The organism is Caballeronia sp. EK (assembly GCF_014384845.1).
GTDB lineage: Bacteria > Pseudomonadota > Gammaproteobacteria > Burkholderiales > Burkholderiaceae > Caballeronia > Caballeronia jiangsuensis.
In genome coordinates this window covers 639,914-663,024 of the sequence record NZ_JACSUE010000004.1, presented here as the reverse complement: position 1 = coordinate 663,024, position 23,111 = coordinate 639,914, and the positions used below count along the sequence as shown (strand labels likewise).

General features: G+C 62.6%; 21 protein-coding genes, 1 tRNA gene and 1 pseudogene. 8 read left to right on the top strand and 15 right to left on the bottom strand.

Annotation, left to right across the window (positions count from 1 at the left end; all coding sequences use genetic code 11):
- Positions 1–19: 19 nt before the first annotated feature.
- A complete protein-coding gene (locus tag IAG25_RS15290; RefSeq protein ID WP_035510605.1) occupies positions 20–379 on the bottom strand; it encodes an STAS domain-containing protein in 360 nt (119 codons plus the stop codon).
- Between the two features lie 62 nt (positions 380–441).
- A complete protein-coding gene (locus IAG25_RS15285; protein ID WP_187605585.1) occupies positions 442–1,359 on the bottom strand; it encodes an STAS domain-containing protein in 918 nt (305 codons plus the stop codon).
- Positions 1,360–1,736: 377 nt separating this feature from the next.
- Here IAG25_RS15285 and IAG25_RS15280 point away from each other — a divergent pair, with 377 nt between their 5' ends.
- Positions 1,737–3,107, top strand: coding sequence for a nucleobase:cation symporter-2 family protein (locus tag IAG25_RS15280; RefSeq protein ID WP_187605584.1), 1,371 nt, complete (start codon positions 1,737–1,739; stop codon positions 3,105–3,107).
- Between the two features lie 731 nt (positions 3,108–3,838).
- A complete protein-coding gene (locus IAG25_RS15275) occupies positions 3,839–4,663 on the top strand; it encodes an alpha/beta hydrolase (RefSeq protein WP_187605583.1) in 825 nt (274 codons plus the stop codon).
- Here IAG25_RS15275 and IAG25_RS15270 read toward each other — a convergent pair.
- A complete protein-coding gene (locus IAG25_RS15270; RefSeq protein ID WP_187605582.1) occupies positions 4,660–5,478 on the bottom strand; it encodes an exodeoxyribonuclease III in 819 nt (272 codons plus the stop codon). The two genes, IAG25_RS15275 and IAG25_RS15270, sit on opposite strands and share 4 nt — an antisense overlap.
- A gap of 114 nt (positions 5,479–5,592) precedes the next feature.
- On the opposite strand from IAG25_RS15270, the gene IAG25_RS15265 reads away from it, so the two are divergent.
- Complete coding sequence (locus tag IAG25_RS15265) at positions 5,593–6,798, top strand: MFS transporter (RefSeq protein WP_187605581.1); 1,206 nt, start codon at positions 5,593–5,595, stop codon at positions 6,796–6,798.
- A 360-nt stretch (positions 6,799–7,158) separates the two neighbouring features.
- Here IAG25_RS15265 and IAG25_RS15260 read toward each other — a convergent pair whose 3' ends face one another.
- Together IAG25_RS15260 and IAG25_RS15255 are read right to left on the bottom strand one after the other, a co-directional pair.
- A complete protein-coding gene (locus IAG25_RS15260) occupies positions 7,159–7,368 on the bottom strand; it encodes a hypothetical protein (RefSeq protein ID WP_187605580.1) in 210 nt (69 codons plus the stop codon).
- A complete protein-coding gene (locus tag IAG25_RS15255; protein WP_187605579.1) occupies positions 7,368–7,688 on the bottom strand; it encodes a hypothetical protein in 321 nt (106 codons plus the stop codon). Before IAG25_RS15255 ends, IAG25_RS15260 begins: the two co-directional genes overlap by 1 nt.
- A gap of 223 nt (positions 7,689–7,911) precedes the next feature.
- Between IAG25_RS15255 and IAG25_RS15250 the strand changes: the two genes are divergently transcribed.
- A complete protein-coding gene (locus IAG25_RS15250) occupies positions 7,912–8,793 on the top strand; it encodes a tyrosine-type recombinase/integrase (RefSeq protein WP_187605578.1) in 882 nt (293 codons plus the stop codon).
- 372 nt (positions 8,794–9,165) lie between these two features.
- On the opposite strand, the gene IAG25_RS42250 is transcribed toward IAG25_RS15250, so the two are convergent.
- Positions 9,166–9,582: a fimbrial protein gene (locus tag IAG25_RS42250; protein WP_375336524.1), complete on the bottom strand. Its 417-nt coding sequence runs from the start codon at positions 9,580–9,582 to the stop codon at positions 9,166–9,168.
- Positions 9,583–9,978: 396 nt separating this feature from the next.
- Positions 9,979–10,200 (bottom strand): hypothetical protein, encoded by a 222-nt coding sequence (locus IAG25_RS41435; protein WP_255503715.1) that lies wholly within the window; start codon positions 10,198–10,200, stop codon positions 9,979–9,981.
- 128 nt (positions 10,201–10,328) lie between these two features.
- Between IAG25_RS41435 and IAG25_RS41430 the strand changes: the two genes are divergently transcribed.
- On the top strand, positions 10,329–11,054 hold the full coding sequence (locus IAG25_RS41430) for a hypothetical protein (RefSeq protein ID WP_255503714.1): 726 nt from the start codon (positions 10,329–10,331) through the stop codon (positions 11,052–11,054).
- On the opposite strand, the pseudogene IAG25_RS41425 reads toward IAG25_RS41430, so the two are convergent.
- The 3 genes and pseudogenes from IAG25_RS41425 to rpoD all read right to left on the bottom strand — a co-directional run bounded on the left by IAG25_RS41425 (position 11,026) and on the right by rpoD (position 14,795).
- Positions 11,026–11,723 (bottom strand): annotated as a pseudogene (locus tag IAG25_RS41425) (hemagglutinin repeat-containing protein). The gene IAG25_RS41430 and the pseudogene IAG25_RS41425 overlap by 29 nt on opposite strands.
- Before the next feature lie 814 nt (positions 11,724–12,537).
- Positions 12,538–12,614 (bottom strand) — tRNA-Ile (locus IAG25_RS15235).
- A gap of 123 nt (positions 12,615–12,737) precedes the next feature.
- The gene (gene rpoD, locus IAG25_RS15230) at positions 12,738–14,795 is read right to left on the bottom strand and encodes an RNA polymerase sigma factor RpoD (protein ID WP_187605576.1); all 2,058 of its coding nucleotides are present in this window, start codon (positions 14,793–14,795) and stop codon (positions 12,738–12,740) included.
- A 49-nt stretch (positions 14,796–14,844) separates the two neighbouring features.
- Here rpoD and IAG25_RS15225 point away from each other — a divergent pair, with 49 nt between their 5' ends.
- Entirely contained in the window at positions 14,845–15,222 is a 378-nt protein-coding gene (locus tag IAG25_RS15225; RefSeq protein ID WP_187605575.1) for a hypothetical protein, read from the top strand.
- Positions 15,223–15,260: 38 nt separating this feature from the next.
- Here IAG25_RS15225 and dnaG read toward each other — a convergent pair whose 3' ends face one another.
- The 3 genes from dnaG to IAG25_RS15210 form a co-directional block, all read right to left on the bottom strand.
- The gene (gene dnaG / locus IAG25_RS15220) at positions 15,261–17,141 is read right to left on the bottom strand and encodes a DNA primase (protein WP_187605574.1); all 1,881 of its coding nucleotides are present in this window, start codon (positions 17,139–17,141) and stop codon (positions 15,261–15,263) included.
- A gap of 20 nt (positions 17,142–17,161) precedes the next feature.
- On the bottom strand, positions 17,162–17,608 hold the full coding sequence (locus IAG25_RS15215) for a GatB/YqeY domain-containing protein (RefSeq protein WP_035502425.1): 447 nt from the start codon (positions 17,606–17,608) through the stop codon (positions 17,162–17,164).
- 259 nt (positions 17,609–17,867) lie between these two features.
- On the bottom strand, positions 17,868–19,094 hold the full coding sequence (locus IAG25_RS15210) for an NAD(P)/FAD-dependent oxidoreductase (protein WP_187605573.1): 1,227 nt from the start codon (positions 19,092–19,094) through the stop codon (positions 17,868–17,870).
- A gap of 76 nt (positions 19,095–19,170) precedes the next feature.
- Here IAG25_RS15210 and tsaD point away from each other — a divergent pair, with 76 nt between their 5' ends.
- Positions 19,171–20,199, top strand: coding sequence for a tRNA (adenosine(37)-N6)-threonylcarbamoyltransferase complex transferase subunit TsaD (gene tsaD, locus IAG25_RS15205; RefSeq protein WP_187605572.1), 1,029 nt, complete (start codon positions 19,171–19,173; stop codon positions 20,197–20,199).
- 4 nt (positions 20,200–20,203) lie between these two features.
- Here tsaD and IAG25_RS15200 read toward each other — a convergent pair whose 3' ends face one another.
- Positions 20,204–20,827: a glutathione S-transferase family protein gene (locus IAG25_RS15200; RefSeq protein WP_187605571.1), complete on the bottom strand. Its 624-nt coding sequence runs from the start codon at positions 20,825–20,827 to the stop codon at positions 20,204–20,206.
- A 35-nt stretch (positions 20,828–20,862) separates the two neighbouring features.
- Positions 20,863–22,086, bottom strand: a complete 1,224-nt coding sequence (locus tag IAG25_RS15195; RefSeq protein ID WP_375336519.1) for an MFS transporter — start codon at positions 22,084–22,086, stop codon at positions 20,863–20,865.
- Between the two features lie 102 nt (positions 22,087–22,188).
- Between IAG25_RS15195 and IAG25_RS15190 the strand changes: the two genes are divergently transcribed.
- Positions 22,189–23,106, top strand: coding sequence for a LysR substrate-binding domain-containing protein (locus IAG25_RS15190; protein WP_187605569.1), 918 nt, complete (start codon positions 22,189–22,191; stop codon positions 23,104–23,106).
- Positions 23,107–23,111: the final 5 nt, after the last annotated feature.

Below are 23,111 nucleotides of genomic sequence, written 5' to 3'. Positions count from 1 at the left end.
CGTCGTTCGCATGGGGCCGTCAGACCGTGCCATTCCTTGCAAGGAGCGCCATGCCCTTCTCCACGTCGAGCGCGGTGCGCACGCCCGACAGCGTGAGCCCGAGCTCGACCAGCGTGATCGCGACCGACGGCTGCATGCCGACGACGACCGTCTCCGCATCGAGCACGCGCGCCATCGCGGCCGTATTGCCGATCATGCGTCCGATAAACGAATCGACCACGTCGAGCGAGGAAATGTCGATCAGCACGCCGCGCGCGCCGTCCTTCACGATGCGGCTCGTCAGATCGTCCTGCAGCGTGAGCGCGAGCCGGTCGTGCATGTCCACCTGAATGGTGACGAGCAAGAGCTTGCCCATCCTGAGAATCGGAATGCGTTCCATCGCTTGGGACCCCGTTCAGTCGCGTTGCGTTCGATGCGTGCTTCGAATGGCGAGACGCGGCGTCATTCCGGTTGCAGCGAATCGAGGCCGTCGCCCGAGCGGACCGCGCGCCCGGCGTCCTGTGCGTACGCCCCCGTCACCGACTTGCCGGTGCGCTGCAGCGCGACGATGAAGGCCGCCGCGAGCGTCGCCTTGGTCGTGACGTTCGAAAGGTTCACGCCCAGATGCACGATGGTCTGCGCGATCTGCGGACGAATGCCGCTGATGATGCAGTCCGCGCCCATCAGCCGCGCCGCCGCGACGGTCTTGAGCAAGTGCTGCGCGACGAGCGTATCGACGGTCGGCACGCCGGTGATGTCGATGATCGCGATCGCCGCGCCCGTCTCGACGATCTTCTGCAGCAGATTCTCCATCACGACCTGCGTGCGCGCGGAATCGAGCGTTCCGATGAGCGGCAGCGCGAGAATGCCGTCCCACAACTGCACGACGGGCGTCGACAGTTCGAGCAGTTCCTGCTGCTGACGCACGATGACCTGCTCGCGGCTCGTCTGAAAGACTTCGGTCGTGAAGAGACCGAGTTCGTCGAAGAGCGTACTGATGGTCCAGGTGAGATCGGCGAGCGTCGCGGCATCGTTGCCGAGCGAATCGCGCAGACGCGCGAAGAGCGGCTGCTTGAGCGAGAACACGAACATCGCGGTCTCGACCGGCGTGAAGCCCTGACGCGCGCGCTGAGCGGACATCTCCGTGAGAAACGCGCGCACTTCCTGCCACGCGGTCGTCCTGAAATCGACGCGCTCGGATGAAGCGAGCGCCGCCATCAGCAGCGAGACGAACTGCGTGAACTGATTGCGCAACTCGGCTTCCCCGACGAGTCCGCGCCGCGAAGCGATGGCGTGCTGTTGCGCGAACCACTCCGTGAGCAGTTGCTCCTGATTGCTGGTGAACAATTGGGCAAGCCGCGTTCCGCCGACCATTTCCATGCCGAGATCCTGTGCGATTGATGTTATTTGGGCGCCTAGCCCCGGGCGTTGGTTGTTGCGTCGCGGCGAACATGATCGCAATAAACGCGGCGCAAGGCGCTCGGAATGTAGCACGTCATCTCAAAATTCGACAGTCCGGAAAGCCTTGTAGCGCGAAGGATTCGACGGCGCCGGGGTCAATCGGCAATTGCTTCCGGTCGTTCGCGGCCGGGTGGACGAAGGGCGGTCAAATATCCTGCGGCGGCGTGCGCGTCCATAGAACGATACGAAGGTCCGACATGCGATGCCGTGTATAGCAGCGCGAATATTTTTTCCGCTATGGCCCGATGCAATACTCGGGCGACCGACTCAAACGTCCCTGACCTGCCGGAGCGCACATGGCCCAAACGATTCATCCCGTCGACGAAGTGCTGCCCATCGGTCAGATGCTCGCGGTCGGCATCCAGCACGTGCTCGTGATGTACGCGGGCGCAATCGCCGTGCCGCTCATCATCGGCGCGGCGTTGAAGCTGCCGAAGGATCAGATCGCGTTCCTGATCAGCTCGGACCTTTTCGCGTGCGGGCTCGTCACGCTGGTGCAGTGCATCGGCGTATGGAAGTTCGGCATCCGCTTGCCGGTGATCATGGGCGTGAGCTTCGCGCCGGTGGGGCCGATGGTCGCGATGGCGTCATCCGGCGCGGGGCTCACGACGATCTTCGGCGCGACGATCGCGGCGGGCGTGTTCGCGATTCTGATCGCGCCGTTCTTCGGCCGGCTGATGCGCTTCTTTCCGCCGATCGTCACGGGCACGATCATTCTGACGATCGGCATGACGCTCTTTCCGGTGGCGATCAACTGGGCGGGCGGCGGACGCGGCGCGGCGAATTTCGGCGAGCCCAGGAACCTGATGATCGCGGCTGTGGTGCTGCTCGCGATTCTGCTCATCAACAAGTATCTGAAGGGCTTCATCGCGAATATTTCGGTGTTGCTCGGCATGGCGATCGGCTTCGTGATCGCGCTGCCGCTCGGCTTCGTCGATTTCGCGGGTGTCGGTCAGGCCGCGTGGTTCGCGCCGGTGCGGCCGTTCGCGTTCGGCATGCCGACCTTCGATCTCGCGGCGATTGCGTCGCTGTGTCTCGTGATGGTCGTCATCATGGTGGAATCGCTCGGCATGTTTCTCGCGCTCGGCGATCTCGCGATGCGGCCTGTTTCTCGCGTCGATGCGACGCGCGGGCTGCGCACCGATGGTCTCGGCACGGTGATCGGCGGGATCTTCAATACGTTTCCGCATTCGTCGTTTTCGCAGAATATCGGGCTTGTCGGGATTACGGGTGTGAAGAGCCGCTGGGTCGTCGCGGTGTCGGGTGTGATTTTGATTTTGCTGGGGCTGTTGCCGAAGCTTTCGAATCTGATTGCTTCGATACCGGTTGTCGTGCTCGGCGGCGCGGGAATCGCGATGTTCGGGATGGTCGCGGCGACCGGCGTGAAGATCCTCGGCAAGGTGGATTTCGATAGCAAGAACAACTTGCTCATTATCGCGATCAGTTTGGGCGTGGGGGTGATTCCGCTTGTCGCGCCGACGTTTTTTGCGCATATGCCGGGGTGGGCGGGGCCGCTTACGCATAGCGGGATTACGCTTGCCGCCGTGTTTGCGATTCTGCTCAATGCGCTTTTTAATCGCGAGCGCGATTCGGGGGATATCGAGAGGGAAATCGCCGCGGAGATGCCGATGAGTTTGCGGCATGGGGAGGGGGATGTTCGGGAGTGAGTAGGGGTTTTTTTTGGGGTTTGGTTTCGCCGGATCCCGTTTTCTTATCGGTCTATTAGCACTGCCCCTCCCCGGGGCGGGGGTCACTTTCTTTGCTGCTGCAAAGAAAGTAACCAAAGAAAGCAGCTTCTCACCGCCCGCGGTCACACGCACGTTGGCCATGCTTGCCAGCCCACGGTGGCCCTCGCCTAAGTGTCGCCCTCACAGGCCCAATCGGGCTTGGCTCGCGCACGGTCTGACAAGCTAGTTGTTTTAGGTTGCTGGTTCAGCACCAAATAGCTTCGGCACAGCGCTACGCGCTGCCGTCGGGTATGCGAGGGAAACCATCGAAGAAGAAGCACACGCAGACCCGATTGACCGGTCGGCCGCGAAGCGGGCCGGAGCTATTTGGTGCTGAACCAGTGAGGCAAAAACATTTGGTGGCGCAGACCGTGCGCGGTCCAAGCCCCGCGAGACCTTCGAGGGCACTCGCTACTGCCGGGCCATTCAGCCAATCGCCTGTGCCGCGGCCGGTGTGAAGTGCTTAGGCTGGGGATAGCTGTTTCTTTGGTTACTTTCTTTGCAGCAGCAAAGAAAGTGACTGCCGCCCCGCACAGGGGCAGTGCTAATAAACCGACGCGAAACCGGGATCCGGCGAAACCAAGACCAAAACCCCACAGCAATCCAGCGAACAAACGAAAAAAACCAAACCCACTAACATATAGGAGCCTGCAAACCCGCTCCGTGAACCTATGCGCGAAGTCCTCTGGATCCTCCTGACAGCGATCGCGCTGATCTACGCCATCGCTCTGACGGGGCTCTATTGGCTGCAAGGCCGCCTCGTCTATCCGCTGGAACAGATCGAAGCCTTCAAAAACGCGGAACTGGAAGCACATACAGAAGCCATCAGCATAAAAACCGAAGACGACCTCACCCTGACCATCCGCTACAAAGCACCAAAGCACAAGACCGACGCAACGGTCATCCTCTTCCACGGCAATGGCGAAGACCTCACCCAACGCGGCCATATCGCGCTCGAAATGATCGAAGCCGGCTACGGCGTGCTGCTCGCCGAATATCGCGGCTACGGCGGGAACCCCGGCACGCCGCACGAAGCCGGCCTCTACGCCGATGCCCGCGCCGCCCACGCTTATGCATCCGCGCGGTCATCGAACATCGTGCTGCATGGCTATTCGCTCGGCTCGGGCGTCGCCGTGCAACTCGCCAGCGAAGTGAAAATCAACGCGCTGATGCTCGAAGCCCCGTTCACGAGCATCGTCGATGTGGCGGCCAGGCGCTTCTGGCTCTTCCCCGTCCGTCTGCTCGCACGCGACCGCTACGAAAGCCTGTCGAAAATCGCATCGGTGCGCGCGCCGCTCCTCATCTATGGCGGCACGAAAGACGGCGTGATCCCGCCCGCGCACTTCCAGCGCCTTTTCGATGCCGCCCGTGGCGACAAGCGCCTCGCGCTCATCGAAGACGCCGATCACCTCAATGTCTGGACGATGGGCGGCCGCGAGCACGTCATGCAATTCCTCGCCTCGCTGCAACCCGCACGCGATACGCTCCAGGCCTAAGCGCCCGCCGCTTTCTTTCGCGTGCGCCCGAGCTTGAGCGTGACCCACGTCGGCGCATGATCGCTCGCATGCGGCTCGCCGCGCACCCATTTATCGACGCCCGCGCTCTCCAGCTTCTTCGCGAGATCCTTGCTGAGCAAAAGATGATCGATGCGCAAGCCCGAGTTCGTCTGCCAGTGATTGCGAAAGTAATCCCAGAACGTATAGATGCGCTCATCGGGAAAGGTCTTGCGCAACGCATCCGTCCAGCCTTGCGCGAGAAGGTCCGCATAGGCCGCGCGGCTTTCGGGCTGCAGGAGCGCGTCCTTCAGCCATGAGCGCGTGTTGTAGATATCCTCGTCGGTGGGCACGACGTTGTAATCGCCCGCGAGCACGACAGGATGGCCGCTATCGAACAACGCCTTCGCATGTGCATTGAAACGCTCGAACCACGCGAGCTTGTAATCGAACTTCGGGCCCGGCTGCGGATTGCCGTTCGGAAGATACAGACAACCGATCAGCAGACCGCCCACGGCCGCTTCGATATAACGGCTATGCGTATCGTCTTCGAAACCCGGCAGACCGCGCCGGCTCAGCACCGGCTCGGCATCCTTCGCGAGAATCGCCACGCCGTTCCACGATTGCTGTCCGTGCCATAGCGCGCCATAACCCGCGTTCGCGATTGCATCGGCGGGAAACTGCGCGTCCGTCGCCTTCAGTTCCTGCAGACAGACGATATCGGGCGATTCGCGTTCGAGCCATTTCAACAAGGCGTCGAGACGCGGACGGATGCCGTTGATGTTGAAGGTCGCGATTTTCACTCGGCGTCTCTCCATCGGTGGACCGGAATCGATCGTACACGCGTCGCAGTTTGCGTGCCGCGGCGTGGGCGAGCGCATCGGCGGAAAATCTGCCAAAGTCACGCAGACTCCGCCACCCTCCTCGCATCCATGTCCGAAGGCTCCGTTCACTGGCAACGCAATCTCTACGTCTGCGTATTCGGCTCGTTCACCACCATCATGGCGATGACGCTGCTCCTGCCCTTCCTGCCGCTCTACGTGCAGCAACTCGGGGCGTCGTCGGTGGAGGCGGCGGTGCAATGGTCGGGCGTCGCGTTCGGCGCGACCTTTCTCGCGGCGGGGCTCGTTGCGCCGCTATGGGGACGTCTCGCCGACCGCTACGGCCGCAAGCCGATCCTGATCCGCGCGAGCCTCGGCATGGCGATCACGATGTCTCTCCTCGGCGTCGTGCAGACGGTCTGGCAACTCGTGGCGATGCGCTTTCTCGCGGGGCTCGTCGGCGGCTATGCGAGCGGCGCCATCGTGATGATCGCGACGCAGACGCCCAAGCACCGCACCGCATGGGCGCTCGGCACGCACGCGGCGGGCATGATGGCGGGCAATCTCGTCGGGCCGCTCGTCGGCGGGCTGCTGCCGGGACTGATCGGCATACGCGCGACGTTCTTTCTCGCGGGCGGCCTCATCTTCTGCTCGTTCATCATGACGACGTTGCTCGTCAAGGAAGAGCGCCGCGCGCCGGATCACGCGAAAACAAGGCCGCGCGGCGGCTGGCGCGACGTGCCGGTCCTCACGCCCGTCATCGCGATGCTCGTGAGCGCGATGCTGCTCATGTTCGCGAACATGTCGATCGAGCCGATCATCACGGTGTACGTGTCGCAGCTCGTGAAAGACCCGAAGCAGGTCACGCTCGTCGCGGGCTTCGTGATGTCCGCCGCCGCGCTCGGCAGCGTGCTCGCGGCGCCGCGCGTCGGACGGCTTGCGGATCGCATCGGCGCGCCGAAGGTGATCGTCGCGTGTCTCGCTTTCTGCGGCGTGCTGCTGATTCCGCAGATGTTCGTCACCGACGGCACGCAGCTCGTCGTGCTGCGCTTTCTGATGGGCCTCGCATTGGGCGGCCTCTTGCCCGCGATCACGAGCGTCGTGCGTCACAACGTGCCCGATCATGCAGCCGGATACATCCTCGGCTACGCGACGTCGGCGCAATACATCGGCCAGGTGACGGGGCCGCTCGCGGGCGGCTTTATCGCCGCACATTCGGGCATGCACTCGGTCTTCGCGATGACGAGCGTGCTGATGTTCGCGGGCGCGGCGTTCAATGCGTGGACGTTTCTGCGCGCGCTGTCGAGAACACCGTAGTTAAAGTTTGAAATCAAATTCTGATTAAATCCCACGCCCTGTTGCGCAGTAAGATCTGCCAAGCGGTCAGGATTTTTCTCCAAAGCATTGTTCTTTTAAAACCTGAGAGCTGCTCAGCATTAAACGCTTTGCAAGCAACTTCGCCGCCCGTGCAGTGTCTCGACATTGAATCAGGTGCTCGCGATGCTGCGTTCTGCAGGGCGAGGTTTCGACCATCCGCGACACGCATGGGTCAACGTTGGTTGCGTCCTGGTCGCATGCTTTCATCTTCGATCGCGACAGCCGCCCGCACGGTTTCCTTCCAGCGTGCGCGGCACTTTGAGCCGGAAAATTGCCGCGATTGTGTCGACGTCGGTGGCCTCAAAGCGACTGCGCGACATTGTTGTTGGTGCGCACCGTGCCCTTCAGCGACTCCTGCGCGAACCGCGCACGCAAGATCTGCTCGCACACGGGCCGCCCGCGTGCATCCATGCCAAGCGTGCAGATCTCCGACCCCGAAGTGCCGCAAGCGGCCAGCTTCAACACGAGCTGGCGCTGTGCCACCGAGGGCGTGAACTGGCTGCGTGACATCACTCAATCCCTTCGTCGATCAGCATGCCCGTTCGCCTTTTCACTCGAACGTTGCTCACGATCATGGGGTGTCGATCGCTTGCGACGATCTCGGCGATTGACTCGCTGTCGCGCGCGAGCCGAGCGTAAATGCATTCACCCCAACCCACGGAATCAAAAGAATGAACGCGCCAGCGAACACCACAAAGCCTTCCGACATCCACCGCGTCGAGCACGCGAGCCTGACAGTCGGCGACGCGCTTTTCGCCCCGCTCGGTCGCAAGGTCGACGAAGTGCTGCTTGTCACCTACGGCATGAAGCAGAGCGAGCGCGTCATTCACACCCGCGCCGGCTACGCGTACGCGACCTACGACGGCCACTTGTTGAGTATTTCCCCGAAGAGGTGGCACCCGTGCCCGCGTCACCGCCGGCAAAGGCGACACAGGCACACTTAGCGGCGCAGCAGCTCTCCGAAAAGACCAGACCACACTAAAGAAGCGGCGGGCGAAGGCGCACACGCGTGCTGAACTCACTGTCGAAGCCTGGCTCACGCAGTGGCTCGACATGACGCGCATCGAGACCTCCACGCGCATCGGCTACGACGCCGCCGTCAAGTTCTGGACCCGTTCGCCCTCCGATAATCGAGGCCGGAAGATGGGCACGCTACCGCTCGCCTCGCTCAAACTCTTGCACATCTTGACGGTCATCGCCAGCCGCCGCGAACTCTCCGGCAAGACGATCAACAACTACGTGTCGGTGTTGCGACTGGCGCTGTACGTCGCCGTCGCCGATCAGTTGATGACGACCAACATCGCCGAAGCCGTCTCACGCGCCAAGCATCAGCGCCAGCCTACCGATACGTTCTCGCGCGAGGAGTCGGAAGCGATCATCACCGAAGACGGCAGCGTTGATGCGCAGATTCACAACTACATCGAACTGTGGTTCTGGACCGGGCTGCGCACTTCGGAGATCAACGGGCTCGAATGGCGTTACGTCGACTTCAAAGACAGCACGATCGCCATCGAGCGCGTGCTGGTGGCGGGTGAAGAGAAGAACCGCACCAAGACGGCCGAAGCGCGGCTCGTGCGACTCAACAGCCGCTCGTTTGCTGCCCTTCAACGCCAGCGTGCTTTCACGCAAGTCGCAGGCGGACGCGTGTTTCAGGATCCGCGCACGGGTAAGCCTTGGCATAGCGAGAAGGCGTTTCAGCGTGTGTATTGGGCGCGCATCCTCAAGCGCCTCGGCATCCGCTACCGCCGTCCCTACAACATGCGGCACAGCTACGCCACGAGCATGCTGATGGCCGGCATGACGCCCGCGTTCTGCGCGAGGCAGCTCGGTCACACCGTTGAGATGTTCCTCCGCACTTACGCCAAGTGGATCGACGGCAGCCAGAACGATCTCGAGATGGCGCGACTGGAGAACGCGCTCGCCGCCACCGCCTGAGTCTACATCGGCAAAATTCGGTTTAGACAGACTTGCGACAATGATCAGGATGGTCGTCGCAGCGTGGCTGGCGGCGAGTCTGCGCTCGCGCTTTTTTCGATACCGAGACACCGGGTCCGCCCGCGCGATAAAGCTGTCGATCATGACCGGATCGATAACCTTCCCCAGCGTCAATTGGCACGGTCAGCAGTCTGACAAGTGCCTCACGCTGGGCATCGTAGTCGGCGACCTGTCGATCGTCTCGGACGCATTCCGCGTCTGCTGCGGAACGAGACTTGGCATCTTGGCCGCCGGCCATGATCAGTTTGCCGCGTGCGTCAGAAGCGTTCCGAACAGCTTATTGATAGGACATCGTGAAAGTGGCCAACGCTTTCACTGACCGGGAGAAACGGTACCCGTGCGCACGTAGCGCGCTGTCATCGGTATTTGCAGCGTGCCATTTGGCGACGCGCCGACCGTCCACTGATTCGTGTTGCCAGGCGTCGCTGAGTCCGGGCCAAACGCGATGGGAGCCCCGCTGCTGTTTAATAGTTGCACGCCAACTCCCTGTGCGGTGGACCCCGATGCCAGCTGCAATGTGCTGCCATGATTCGCAGGATCAACGCTATCGGTCACCGTAATGGACACCGTAATGGACACCGTGGCCCCCGTTGAACAGGTAAGCAGAAGGGAAAACGCCCGGGCTCCTGCGACGGCTCCCGTGCCCGACGAAAACGCCACCGTATTGACTTGTGGTAAGTCGACCGCGACATTCGTATTGATCACTCGGCACGTCGAATGAACCAGCATTCCCGTTGCACCGCCCGAGTAGAGCGGCGTCTGATTCCACAGGCGCAACTTGGCTCGTAAAAGCTTCAGGACTGGTTCCCGGCAGAGGCTTCATTGAATACACGTCGAAACCAAGCTGCGAACCACGAACCGCCTGCTCAGCAGGCAAGCCAAGCTTCGTCGCAATCTGATTAGCCGGTAGCTTGGATAACGAATCATATTCCGCCTTTGTCATGAAATAGGGTGAATATGCCGAAACCGAATCTCCCCAAAATGTTCCCTTGGGCACTACTTTAATCAGTTCAGTGTCTGCGTTTACGGTAAGAGTCGTGGGCAATGATGTACCGGATTCGATTAGTCCGGCAGCATACCTCTGCGCATCTTTCGACGACACTCCCGCTGATATGTATCCGTCCATCACTGCTTGTTGATCGCGTCCTGTTCAGCCTTGTAACCCTGCCCGTCATTCTGCATCTGCTGCAACACGGCCTTGTTCGAATCGCTGTTAGGCACGCCATCCGCGCAATGCACCAGCGCACAGTCCGCCGCCGCATATCTGTACCGCTCTTCCGGACTCTTGCCCTCTTGCAACTCCTTGAGCTTTTGCTCTTCGCTATGCGTGAGCTGGCGATTAAACATGTCCGCATTCGACGCCTCATCGCGCCAGTTGCGCCGCCCACCGCCGCGCCCGCAATCACATTCGCAAGGATATTGCTCAACGCCTTGTCCGCATCCGCATTGCCCGTTGGACTCGACGCCGCGATGTCATGACTCAGCTCCTTCAAGCCGCCTGCAAGGCTCGCCGATATCCCCGCACCCGCAGCGCCCGCCGCAACATCACCGCCACCCAGCCCCGCAATCGCTGCTCCGCCCGCAACATGCATCGCGATCCGATACTTCCCCCCTTCATCCCAACTCGCGGCGTCCTTCCTGTACTGCGCCCCCAGTTCCAGGTCGCCGCTTTTCTCAGCCGCGTCTGCCGCCTTGTCCGCTGCGTCCTTCTTGCCTTGAGCATAGTTCCCGATCTGCGTGGCCACCGTCTGCGCCACGATCGCCGTCGCTTGCTGCGTGCTCGCCTGCTGATTCAGCAGATTCTGCAAGTCCGGCAGCTTGCTTACCGTCCCGTTCAGATCGCTCGTATCACGGTTCAGCGTAGCAATGTCCTGCTTCTGGTTCGCGCCATCCGTGATGGTGATCGTCCCCGCTCCGATCGCGCTTTTCGTCGTCGCATTCTCGTTGCCGTGATCGTTCTGCGAGATCATCGGCGACGGGCCACCACCATTCGAGACCGACCTCACCCCATTGGCCTCTGCGCTCTCCTTATTGCCCATCGAGCCGCCCACGCTGATCCCGCGGCTCTTCGCGCTGTAGTCCAAGAGTGGTTCTCGATGTCCGAGAACGCCAGCGTGCCCGTGTTCAGCGTGTTCTTCGCAGCATCCGCATCGCTTGCGATCATCGCACCCTTCAGATCCGTATTCCCCTTTTCACGTTGATATCAAAGCCGCATTTGCCCGACTGCTCCGTCACGCCGGCATCGCTGCCGCTCGCATCGCCGTGCTGCGAACTGTACGATCCGCCGCCACCGCTTTGACCGACGCTCACCCCACCGCTCGAACTCTGCTGATTCCCCTCGCTCGTCTGCGTATCCTGCACGCTCGCGATGTTGAGGTTTCCGCCAATCTCAGCGCTCACCTCACGGCCGTTCACATTCGCGCCGACGATGTTCGTATCGCCGGCCGAGATGATCGTCGCGTTGTTGCTCGCGTTGATATGCGTATTATCTGTGCGGCGCTGTCGCTGTTGGCGTAACCGTGCACCTTCGAGAACGATGCGTCCGCGCCATAGCCTTGCGTGCCATATGACACGCTGAAGCTCGCACTGCCCGAATCGTTCGTGCTGCGCGTCGAATCGGTATCCGTGTTATTGACGAGATAGACCTGATTCTTTGCCGCGAGCACCACATCGGTCGCGTTCACGTCCGAGCCCGCAATCGTCACGTTGCCGCTGCCCTGCGTGCCATTGCCCGTCGCGGTAAAGCTCGCCGCGCCACCCGCTCTGACGCTCGACCTGCTTTGCGTGGTCGTGTCTTCGCTCGCCGTGCTCTTGCTGTGGCTGCTGCCGAAGCTCAATTCGATCTTCACATCGGGCTTGCCGCTCGCCATGGCCTCGCCAGCGGCCGCGGCCTTGCCCACCGATGCCATCTTGTGCAAGGCGTAAGCGCGCGAATCCTGACTCTGTCCGGACGCGTGCGCCCGATCGATGGCACCCTGAATCTGATCGACCCGTACCATGCGCATGCGCGAACTCCACAACCGGGACCATCAAACCTCGGAGGCGGCAAAAAATTAGCTTGTAGCAGTTTTTGTTCATTTTTATGGCGATAAAACTTTACACATAGCGTGTACTCCTAATTAATGGAGACCGCTAATAGGCCACGTGGGCCTAGCGTCACTGCTCGGGCAGATGTGGACGCATGAGCGTGCAATCTGGCACGCTCAAATTTCGCAACAGCTGCGAGCCGTTACATCCTCTTTCCGGCGAACGCGCTAGAACATTGCGGCGAATGGAACCGAGTTTAGAAGCTGCCAACAGTCAGACGAATCGGAGCGCTCCTAAACGCAGCACGATGCGCGTGAGCACTCTTCGGGTGGACGGGCGATGAAGGCCGACGCGTCCGGCGCGGCCATCTCTGGCCCTGTCAAGCGGCCGTCGTGATTGCCTTAGTCGACGATGCTGTTCGAGTTGCCTTCGAACCTGATGTCACGAAAATGTTTTCAAGTTTGGGAACAGCGAAGGGTTCACCCACAAGGCGGCGCCGCGAACAGGAGGAGACAGGGAAGTTGGACGGCACAAACGCAGGCTAGGCAAGGCGGCAACGTCACAGGCCTAGTGGGACACGTGACCCAACCGCGCCCCTGAATTGTCCCCTAGTCAGGGACACAAACCGCTAACCGTTTGATATGACGAAGAAATAAATGGTGGGCCGGGTGGGGCTCGAACCCACTATCGGTCGATTATGAGTCGACAGCTTATACCAGTTAAGCTTCCGGCCCTCTGCACTAAAAGGGCAAAAAGAAAGCGCCGATAGCGGCGCTTTCTGTTACTCCCGAACATTGCGCGAGGCGACTACGAAGGGTTGCGAGTGTGCCTCACAACGCCTCTCAAAACAAGTCCCGTCAGTTGCCTTCGAGGAAAGATTTCAGCTTGTCCGACCGGCTCGGATGCCGCAACTTGCGCAGCGCCTTCGCCTCGATCTGGCGGATCCGTTCACGAGTCACATCGAACTGCTTGCCCACTTCCTCGAGCGTGTGATCCGTGCTCATCTCGATACCAAAGCGCATCCGCAGCACCTTCGCCTCACGCGGCGTCAGCGAGTCGAGCACGTCCTTCACGACATCGCGCATCGATGCATGCAACGCGGCATCGGACGGCGCCACCGTGTTCGTATCCTCGATGAAATCTCCGAGATGCGAATCGTCGTCGTCGCCGATAGGCGTTTCCATGGAGATCGGTTCCTTCGCGATCTTCATGATCTTGCGGATCTTGTCCTCCGGCATCTCCATCTTCTCGGCAAGCGTCGCCGGATCCGGTTCGAGGCCGGTTTCCTGCAAAATCTGCCGCGAGATGCGGTTCATCTTGTTGATCGTCTCGATCATGTGAACCGGAATGCGGATCGTGCGCGCCTGGTCCGCGATCGAGCGAGTGATGGCCTGCCGGATCCACCACGTCGCGTAAGTCGAGAACTTGTAGCCGCGACGATATTCGAACTTGTCCACCGCCTTCATCAGACCGATGTTGCCTTCCTGAATCAGGTCGAGGAACTGCAGACCGCGATTCGTGTACTTCTTCGCGATGGAAATCACGAGACGCAGGTTCGCCTCGGTCATTTCGCGCTTCGCCTGACGCGCCTTCAATTCGCCCGCCGCCATCTGACGGTTGGTTTCCTTCAGGTCCTTCAGCGGCAGCACGACCCGCGCCTGAAGATCCAGGAGACGCTGCTGCTGCTCGCGGATAGCCGGAATATTGCGCTCCAGCACCGCGCTGTATTCGTGACCTTCCGCGACGACCTTGTCGGACCATTCGAGATCCGTCTCGCTGCCGGGGAAACGCGTGATGAATTCGGCGCGCGGCATGCCGCACTTGTCGACGACCGTATGCAGAATCTGCCGCTCGACCTGACGCACCTCATCGACCTGCGCGCGCAACGTATCGCACAGGCGCTCGACGGTGCGCGCCGTGAAACGGATGTTCATCAGCTCCGTCTGGATGGCTTCCTGCGCCTTGAGATAAGCCTTCGACTTGTAGCCTTCCTTCTCATAGGCGCGGCGCATCTTGTCGAACCATTCGCTGATGAGCGCGAACTTCTCGAGCGACTGTGCCTTGAGGGCTTCGAGTTGCGCGGCATTGGCGCTGGCTTGCGCGCTGCCGTCGTCCTCTTCTTCCTCTTCCTCGTCGCTCTCTTCCTCGGTTTCCTCTTCTTCGGATTCGATCGCCTCGGCTTCCTGCTCGGAGAAACCGTCGGTGTCCTGCGCATTCGGATCGATCAGGCCGTCGACGAGTTCATCGACACGGATCTCTTCGTTCTGCACACGCTCCGCCATTGCGAGGATGTCGGCGATGGTCGTCGGGCACGCGGAGATCGCCATGACCATGTGCTTCAGGCCATCCTCGATGCGCTTCGCAATCTCGATTTCGCCTTCGCGCGTCAGCAACTCGACCGTGCCCATCTCGCGCATGTACATGCGGACCGGGTCGGTGGTGCGTCCGAATTCTGAATCGACGGTGGAAAGCGCGACTTCGGCTTCTTCCTCGACTTCGTCGTCGGAGGAGGCGTTCGGCGCGTTGTCGTTCAGAAGCAGGGTCTCGGCATCCGGCGCTTGCTCGTACACCGCCACGCCCATGTCATTGAACGTGCTGATGATGCCTTCGATCGCCTCTGTCTCCGTGAAGTTGTCCGGGAGGTGATCGTTGATCTCGCCGTAGGTCAGGAAACCGCGCTCCTTGCCGAGCTTGATGAGCGCGCGCAGCTTCGAGCGCCGCTCCTCGAGTTCCTCTACGGTGCCAGGCGCGCTCGACGAGAACGCGTCCTTCAGCAGTGCTTTTTCCTTCGCGCGGCGATCGCGAGCCTTGGCCTTTTCGACCTTCGCCGCAGGAGCGGCAACAGACTCCGCGTTTTGCGTTGCGTCGTCTTCGACGGATACATCGTTCAGCTTTTTCGTCATGGAGTTCGCCATACCGGCCTTAGTCTCGACTCGCGGCTGCTGGACAACAGCCGATGGAACCGTGAATACCCAATACGCGCACGCTGCTTCGTCCTGCGTGCCCTGCCCGGGGCGCCATCGCGGTTCGAACGAGTGTGAATCGTCTCCTCGCCCTACCCTCAATAGCAGCCGCTTCCCTTATGCCCGTCTGTTCGTCGGCGTGCTTATCGGCCTCTTTTGTAAGATTTATGCGGCGTGCACCACGTATGACCGTGCCGCATTCCCGAGAACCGATTCAGCCAGCCTTCCTGCTTTCTTCCCGCTTCTTTCCTGCTGCTCTCCCGCACCGGACAACCACGCCGGCATTACCGCCAAAACCATCCAAATGCTCTTTGCCCGTTGCCCGGGGCGCCGCCGCCAAACCACGTTTCAGAACGATGAAAAACGCCTGAACAGTTGACAAAAAACATTCATTTTGAACTTTTTATTATAGCATTCTCACTTTCCGGCATCCGGGCTCGCGCCCCGCCCAGCCTTGATCTGTGCGACTCTCGCGGACAGATCCGAAAACTCCGCCACCTCTTCCGCCGACAGGCTGCTTTGCCTCGCCAGTTGATCGAGCCGCGCCCGATAGCTGTCGTGCCGCAACTTCACCACCGTCGCCTGCAACTCTTCCGCGAGCAGACGCTTCTGTTCCTCGACTCGCTGCGCCGCGTCCTCGTCGGCCGGGTCGCGCATCAGCAAATCGCGAACGTTTTCATCATAGGCGAGAATTTCCTGGAAGATATCGTCGTACGTGGGCGCGTTTGCGGCATTTCTCAAGATCTCGGACAGCAACTGGAATTCCGCTGCGTCGCCCAGTTCGCGCGCGTGCGACACCACCTCGCTGAACAGTTCGCCATGCTCGGTCATCGTCACGAGGGTGCGCTCGCTGTCCTGATCGAGCGCAGCCGCGATGCCCGGGTACATCACCAGATTACGCAGCGCGCGCTGTTCCTGCCCGGTCACACGCCGGCGTTCGCTCTTCGGCACGTTCGCACGCGCCACGGCCGCCGCGCGCGAATCGATGTCGCACAACGCCGCGATCTCGGTAAACGGCGTGTCGAGCCGATCTGCGAGCATATGCAGGATCTGCACCCGCAACGCATTCGCGGGCAGCGCCTGAAGCAGCGGCTTGGCGTCGAAGAGCGCCTTCGCGCGGCCTTCGGGCTGCTCCAGTTCCTTGTCGTTCAGCACCTCGTTCAGGAGAAACTGCGACAGCGGCATCGCGCGATCGACCTGCTCGCCGAATCCGTCCGTGCCGAATTCGCGCACGTAGCTGTCCGGATCGTGCTCTTTCGGCAGAAAGAGGAACTTGACCGTCCGGTTGTCCGCCGCGTGCGGCAGCGCCGCTTCCAGCGCCCGGCGCGCGGCGCGGCGGCCCGCCGAATCGCCGTCGAAGCTGAACACCACGGTGTCCGTCTGGCGAAAGAGCTTCTGTACGTGGATCGGCGTGCAGGCCGTGCCTAGCGTCGCCACGGCGTTCGCAAAGCCGAGTTGCGCGAGCGCGACGACATCCATATACCCTTCGACGACGAGCACGTAGCCCAGTTCACGAATCGCGAGACGCGCTTCGAACAGTCCGTAAAGCTCGCTGCCCTTGCTGAACAGCGGCGTCTCCGGCGAATTCAGGTACTTGGGCTCGCCGCCGTCGAGCACGCGCCCGCCGAAGCCGATCACGCTGCCCTTCACATTGCGGATCGGGAACATCACGCGCTCGCGGAAGCGATCGTAGCGCCGCGCCTGTCCCTGCGAATCGGTCTTCTCGCTGACGATCACGAGACCCGATTCGACCAGGTTGTCATCCCGATAATCGGGAAACGCCGATTCGAGGTTCTGCCAGCCATCCGGCGCGTAGCCGAGCCCGAAACGCGCGGCGATTTCGCCGGTCAGGCCGCGTTTCTTCAAATACGCGATGGCCTCGGGCGCGCCGCGCAGTTGCTTGCGATAGAAATCGCAAGCGGTCTGCATGACTTCCGTCAGTGCGACGCTGACCGCCTTGCTCGGCGCGCTCTCGCCGCCGCTGCCGCCACGGAAACCGTTCGATGGCTCTTGGGGAACCGTAAGGCCCGCGCCTTGCGCGAGGTCCTTCACGGCCTCGGGAAACGTGAGGCCGGTGTGCTCCATCAGAAAGCCGATCGCGGTGCCGTGCGCGCCGCAGCCGAAGCAGTGATAGAACTGTTTGGTCGGACTGACCGTGAACGAAGGGCTTTTCTCGTTGTGGAACGGGCAGAGGCCCATGAAGTTCGCGCCGCCCTTTTTCAACTGGACGTAGCGGCCCACCACGTCGACGATATCGACGCGGTTGAGCAAATCCTGCAGGAAAGCGTGCGGAATCACCGAATCAGAAGCAGTGCAAGTTACTTGGCGAGTGCGGCTTTCACCTGCGCGGAGACAGCGGTCATGTCGGCCTTGCCTGCGAGCTTCGGCTTCAGCACGCCCATGACCTTGCCCATGTCCTGCGGGCCGGCGGCGCCGGTCGCGGCGACGGCGGCCTGAACTTCGGCGGCGATCGCATCGGCGGAAAGCTGTTCGGGCATATACGCCGACAACACCGCCAGCTCCGCTTTTTCCTTGTCAGCGAGATCGGTGCGGCCCGCGGCTTCGAACTGGCTGATCGAATCCTTGCGCTGCTTGATCATCTTGTCGATGACGGCGGTGATGCCCGCGTCGTCGAGCGTGACGCGATCGTCGACTTCACGCTGCTTGATTCCCGCGAGCAGCAGTCGAATCGTGCCGAGGCGCTCGGTTTCCTTGGCGCGCATGGCAGTCTTCATGTCGTCGCTGATCTGGTCTTTAAGGCTCATCGTTCACCCGGTGCAATTGCGAAAGTATGGATTCCGGCCGGCGCCCGGCTGTCCCGCGAAAGCAAAAACCCGCTTGGGAACACTTCCTCAAGCGGGACTTTTAGCGGGCCGTTTTGAGGCGCGGCAAAGCGGTGCAACGACCCTTGCCGCGCTAACCGTTTTAGCGCCTGCCAGAGCGGAGAGAATCCTCCGATGACCGTCTGAGTATAGCAAACGGGTTCGCGTTTCGAGACTCGCCAAAACCCCCGGCCAGGCACGCTCAGGCGGCCGTCGACGCGTTCCGCGCGAACTCGCCCGCGGCCTTGCCCGCCGCCACGCCCGACGCCCACGCCCATTGAAAGTTATAGCCGCCGAGCCAGCCCGTGACGTCGACGGCTTCGCCGATGAAATAGAGCCCGGCGACGCGTTCGCTCATCATCGTCGCGGACGAAAGCTCGCGCGTATCGACGCCGCCACGCGTGACTTCCGCCTTGCGATAGCCTTCGGTGCCGCTCGGCGTGAGCGTCCAGTTGGACAGCGACGCACCGATCGCCTTCAGCGTGCGGTCGGGCAAATCGGCGAGGCGCGCATCAACGGGCACGCGCTGCGCTTCCAGCCACGCGTGCGCGAGACGCGCCGGCACGTGCTCCGCCAGAAAATTGCCGATCTGCTTCTTCGAGCCGGCCTTGGCTTCGAGCAGCGTTTCGGTGGCGTCGGCATCGGGAAGCAGGTCGACGTGAATCGGCTCCGACGTATTCCAATAGCTCGAAATCTGCAGCACGCCCGGTCCCGATACGCCGCGATGCGTCAGCAGCAGGTCTTCGTCGAACTCGCCGCGCGTCTTGCCGCGCCCCGTGCTGATACGCACCGGCAACGAGAGCCCCGAGAGCGCGGCGAACGGCGCCCAGTCGGCCGACGTGAACGTGAGCGGCACCAGCGCCGGACGCGTGTCGACGAGCTTGTGGCCGAACTGCTTCGCGACGCGATAGCCGAACTCCGTCGCGCCGATCTTCGGAATCGACAGGCCGCCGGTCGCGATCACGAGCGCCGCCGTGTCGATCGCGCCCGCGGTCGAATCGAGCGTGAAGCGCGCGCCGTCATGGCGGATTTCATGCACGACGACCGGACGCCGCCACGCGACGCCGCCCGCATCGCACTCGCTTTTCAGCACGTCGATGATGGTTTCGCTTGAGTCGTCGCAAAAGAGCTGGCCCTTGTGCTTCTCGTGCCACTTGACGCGGTATTGCTTGAGCAGCGCGAGAAAATCGCGAGGCGTATAGCGGGCGAGCGCGGAGCGGCAGAAATGCGGATTCGCCGACAAGAAATTGGCCGGCTGCGCGTTGATGTTGGTGAAGTTGCAGCGTCCGCCGCCGGAGATGCGGATTTTTTCGGCGAGACGCTCGGCGTGGTCGATGAGCACGACGCGGCGCCCGGATTGAGCGGCCACGGCCGCGCACATCATGCCGGCCGCGCCCGCGCCGATGACGGCGATATCGAAGGATTCCATGGCGCGCATTTTACCTTCGACACGCTCATCGAAGCCCGCTGCTATACTTTTCTGTTACCTCTGACGCATTGAATCCATGCTCGTTCTCGGCATCGAAAGCTCCTGCGACGAAACCGGCCTCGCCCTCTACGACACCGAGCGCGGTCTGCTTTCGCACGCCCTTCACTCGCAGATCGCGATGCATCGCGAATACGGCGGGGTCGTGCCGGAACTGGCTTCGCGCGATCACATCCGGCGCGCGCTGCCATTGCTGGAAGAGGTGCTCGAACAATCCGGCGCGCAACGCGCCGACATCGACGCCATCGCGTTCACGCAGGGGCCGGGACTCGCGGGCGCGCTGCTCGTGGGCGCGAGCATCGCGAATTCGCTGGCGATGGCGTGGGACAAGCCGACCGTCGGCATTCATCACCTGGAAGGGCATCTGCTGTCGCCGCTGCTCGTCGATGCGCCGCCGCCGTTTCCGTTCATCGCGCTGCTCGTGTCGGGCGGACATACGCAACTCATGCGCGTAACCGATGTAGGCGTCTACGAGACGCTCGGCGAAACCCTCGACGACGCCGCCGGCGAAGCCTTCGACAAGACCGCGAAACTGCTCGGCCTCGGCTATCCCGGCGGGCCGGAAGTGTCGAGGCTGGCGGAATTCGGCACGCCGGGCGCGGTCGCGCTGCCCCGTCCGATGCTGCATTCCGGCGACCTCGATTTCAGCTTCAGCGGCCTGAAAACGGCCGTGCTCACGCAGAGCCGCAAGCTCGGCACCAACGTCTGCGAACAGGCGAAGGCCGATCTCGCGCGCGGTTTCGTCGATGCTGCGGTGGATGTGCTCGTCGCGAAATCGCTCGCCGCGCTGAAGAAAACGGGCTTGAAGCGGCTCGTCGTGGCGGGCGGCGTCGGCGCGAACCGGCAGTTGCGCGAAGCGCTGTCTGCGGCCGCGAAGAAGCGCCGCTTCGACGTGCATTACCCCGATCTCTCGCTCTGCACCGACAACGGCGCGATGATCGCGCTCGCCGGCGCGCTGCGGCTGTCGCGCTGGCCCGAGCAGGCCGTGCGCGACTACGCGTTCACCGTGAAGCCGCGCTGGGATCTCACGTCGCTCGCACGCGCCTGAGCGTTCATCGCGGCGGATTGAACGGCTGCACGATCGCCTTGAAGACAGGCAGCGTTTCGCAGCGATCACTATGGCCGATGAGCGTAGGCCAGCGCGTCGAGCTGAAAATCTCCGGATGCGCCTCGCGCGCGAAGCGCAGCGCGCAGGCCACGGCGATGTCCGCGTGACCGATCGCATCGCCGAACCAGTACGGCGACGCGCGCGCGGCGCGGTCCGCTTCCAGTGCGTTCAGCACGCGCTCGACCTGCCCCGTGCAGCGATCGAGCCACGCCTGCGATTTCTCCCTGTGCAGCACGCGTTCGTACACGAGCGCGACGGCCTTGTCGGCGAGACCCGTCGCGAGCGCGCAGACCTTCAGCGCCTGGCGCCGCTCCGGGCCGCCCGATGCGATCATCGCGCGCTCGCCCGCCTGTTCGTCGAGATAGTCGAGGATCATCGCGCTTTCGACGAGCACGTCGCCGGAATCGAGCACGAGCGTCGGCACGCGGATCAGCGGATTGAAGGGCGCGATCTTGTCGGCATCGCCGAAGACGGACCACGGGCGATGCTCGTACGCCATGCCGTAAAGATTCAGCGCGATGGCGACGCGCCGCACGAACGGGGAATCGAATTGGCCGATGAGAATCAAGATGCGCTCCGTGGTCGATTTCTCGGACGGCCAGTTTAAGGTCGCGCGTGCCTCGGAAACAACAGCAACGCCAACGATGCGCACACGCCCGCCGCCAGCCATACGACCGGCCACGAACCCACCGCGAGCACGTGCGGAATGACGAGCGGCGTCACGAAGAACCCGGCGTACACGGCCGTATTCGCCATTCCGAGCGCGGTGCCGGCGCGTTCGGTGCCGGCGAGCGTCGCCAGTTCCGTGTACGCGACGCCGTGCCACGCCGACACGCAAATCCCCGCGAAAATGAGTATCGCCGAGAGCAATAAAGGCGCTTGCGCCGCGCCGCCCGCGACCGCCGCCGCGAGCACGACGAAGGACGCCGACGCCACGATCACCGAGCCGCGCAAGTACGCACGCCGGTTGCGGTGACGATCCGTGTGACGGCCGCTCCAGACCCGCATGACCATCGCGCCGAGCTGGATCGCGCCCATCGTCGCGCTGATCGCGGTTACGCCGAAATGACCTGCATCGTGAAGGAAGACGGTCGCGAAGGTCAGAATCGCGAATTGCGGCACGCACAGGATGCCGATGCCGAGCACGACGCGCCAGACCAGCGCGTTCTTCAACGGCGGGACGCCTTTGCCCGTAACCGCGCGATGCACGGCGTGCGGCGCTTCATGCAGCCAGCGCCAGGCGAACGCGCCGGAGACCGCGCACATCGCCGCCAGCGCGCCGTAGACCGCCGCAAAGCCATGCGACGACGCCAGCCACGGCAGCAATGCCGCGCCGATGCCGCCGCCGAGCGGCACCGCGGTTTGCCGGATGCTCATCGCGAGGCCGCGCTCGCCGTCGGCGAACCACGCCATCACCGCCCGCCCGCTCGATCCGTTGACGCTGCCGCCCAAGAGACCCAGCACGCACATCGCGAAAACGAGCCAGCCGAGCGTCGCCGACGATGGCACCGCGAACAGACTCATCGCGACGAGCATCGCGGCCGTCGAAAGCAGGCCGGTCAGCAGAACCGGACGGTCGCCCCAGCGATCCGTCAGCACGCCCCACGGCAGTTCCGACAGCGCGACGCCCAGTCCCAGCGCGCCGAGCGCGAGTCCCAGTTCGCCGTTGCTCAGGTGATAACCGCTGCGCATCCACACAGCCGTGGTCGGAATGCCCGCCGCCGCGGCCGAAAAGCTCGCGTTGGCCGCCACGCCGACGCCCAGCACTTTCCAGCGATGCGCGTCGCCGAATGCGTAAGCGCCTTTTACGAGAGAAGTGGCCATCATGCAATCCATTTCGAATTTGACTGCGGCCAGTTTGAAGGCTTAGGATCGTCCTGAAAATCACAAAGTTTTTCATCGATCATTCAGAAAATCAGGACGATTGCCATGAGCCAGACGACATTCGATCTCGCGGTGCTGCGCAGCTTCGTCGCGGGGATGGATCTGGGCAGCTTCGCGAAGGCGGCGGACCGTGTCGGGCGCTCGACATCGGCGGTGAGCGCGCAGTTACGCAAGCTGGAGGAACAGGCGGGCGCGACGCTTTTCCGCAAATCCGGACGCGGGCTCGCGCTCACCGATGCGGGCGAGGTGATGCTCGGCTACGCGCGGCGGCTCGTCGAACTGAACGACGAAGCCGCCGTTGCGATTCGCGGCGTCGATCTGGAGGGCTGGATACGGCTCGGTTTGCAGGAGGATTTTGGCGAAGTCGTGCTTCCGGATGTGCTCGGCCGCTTCGCGCGGGCGCATCCGAAAGTGCGGATCGAAGCGCGCGTGGCGCGCAATACCGAACTGCTGGAGCGCATCGATACCGGGCAGCTCGATCTCGCGCTCGTGTGGGGCGCGCCCGGCGTCACCGACGACAGCAACGCCGCGATGATCGCCGAGCCGATCGCCGCGCCGTCGATGCGCTGGATCGCTTCGTCGACGGTTCCGTGGCAGTTCGATCCCGACGAACCATTACCGCTCATCGCGTTCGATCGTCCGTGTCTCTTTCACAGCGCGGCGGCCGCGGCGCTGGATCGCGCGGGCATCAAATGGCGTGTGGCGTTCACGAGCCCGAGTCTGTCGGGATTGTGGGCGGCAGCGGCAGCGGGTCTGGGCGTCACCGTGCGAACGAGCTACGGATTGCCGTCGACGGTACGTGCGCTCGATGCCGGCGAAGCCGAATTGCCCGCGTTGCCCTCGATTCCTCTTGCGCTGCATCGCGCATCGGGAAGCGCATCGCCGCCGGTCGAGCGGCTCGCGGCGCTGGTGATGGCTTCAGTGCGGGCGGCGCACATTCCTGCGGAAACGGCGCTCGCCTGAAGACG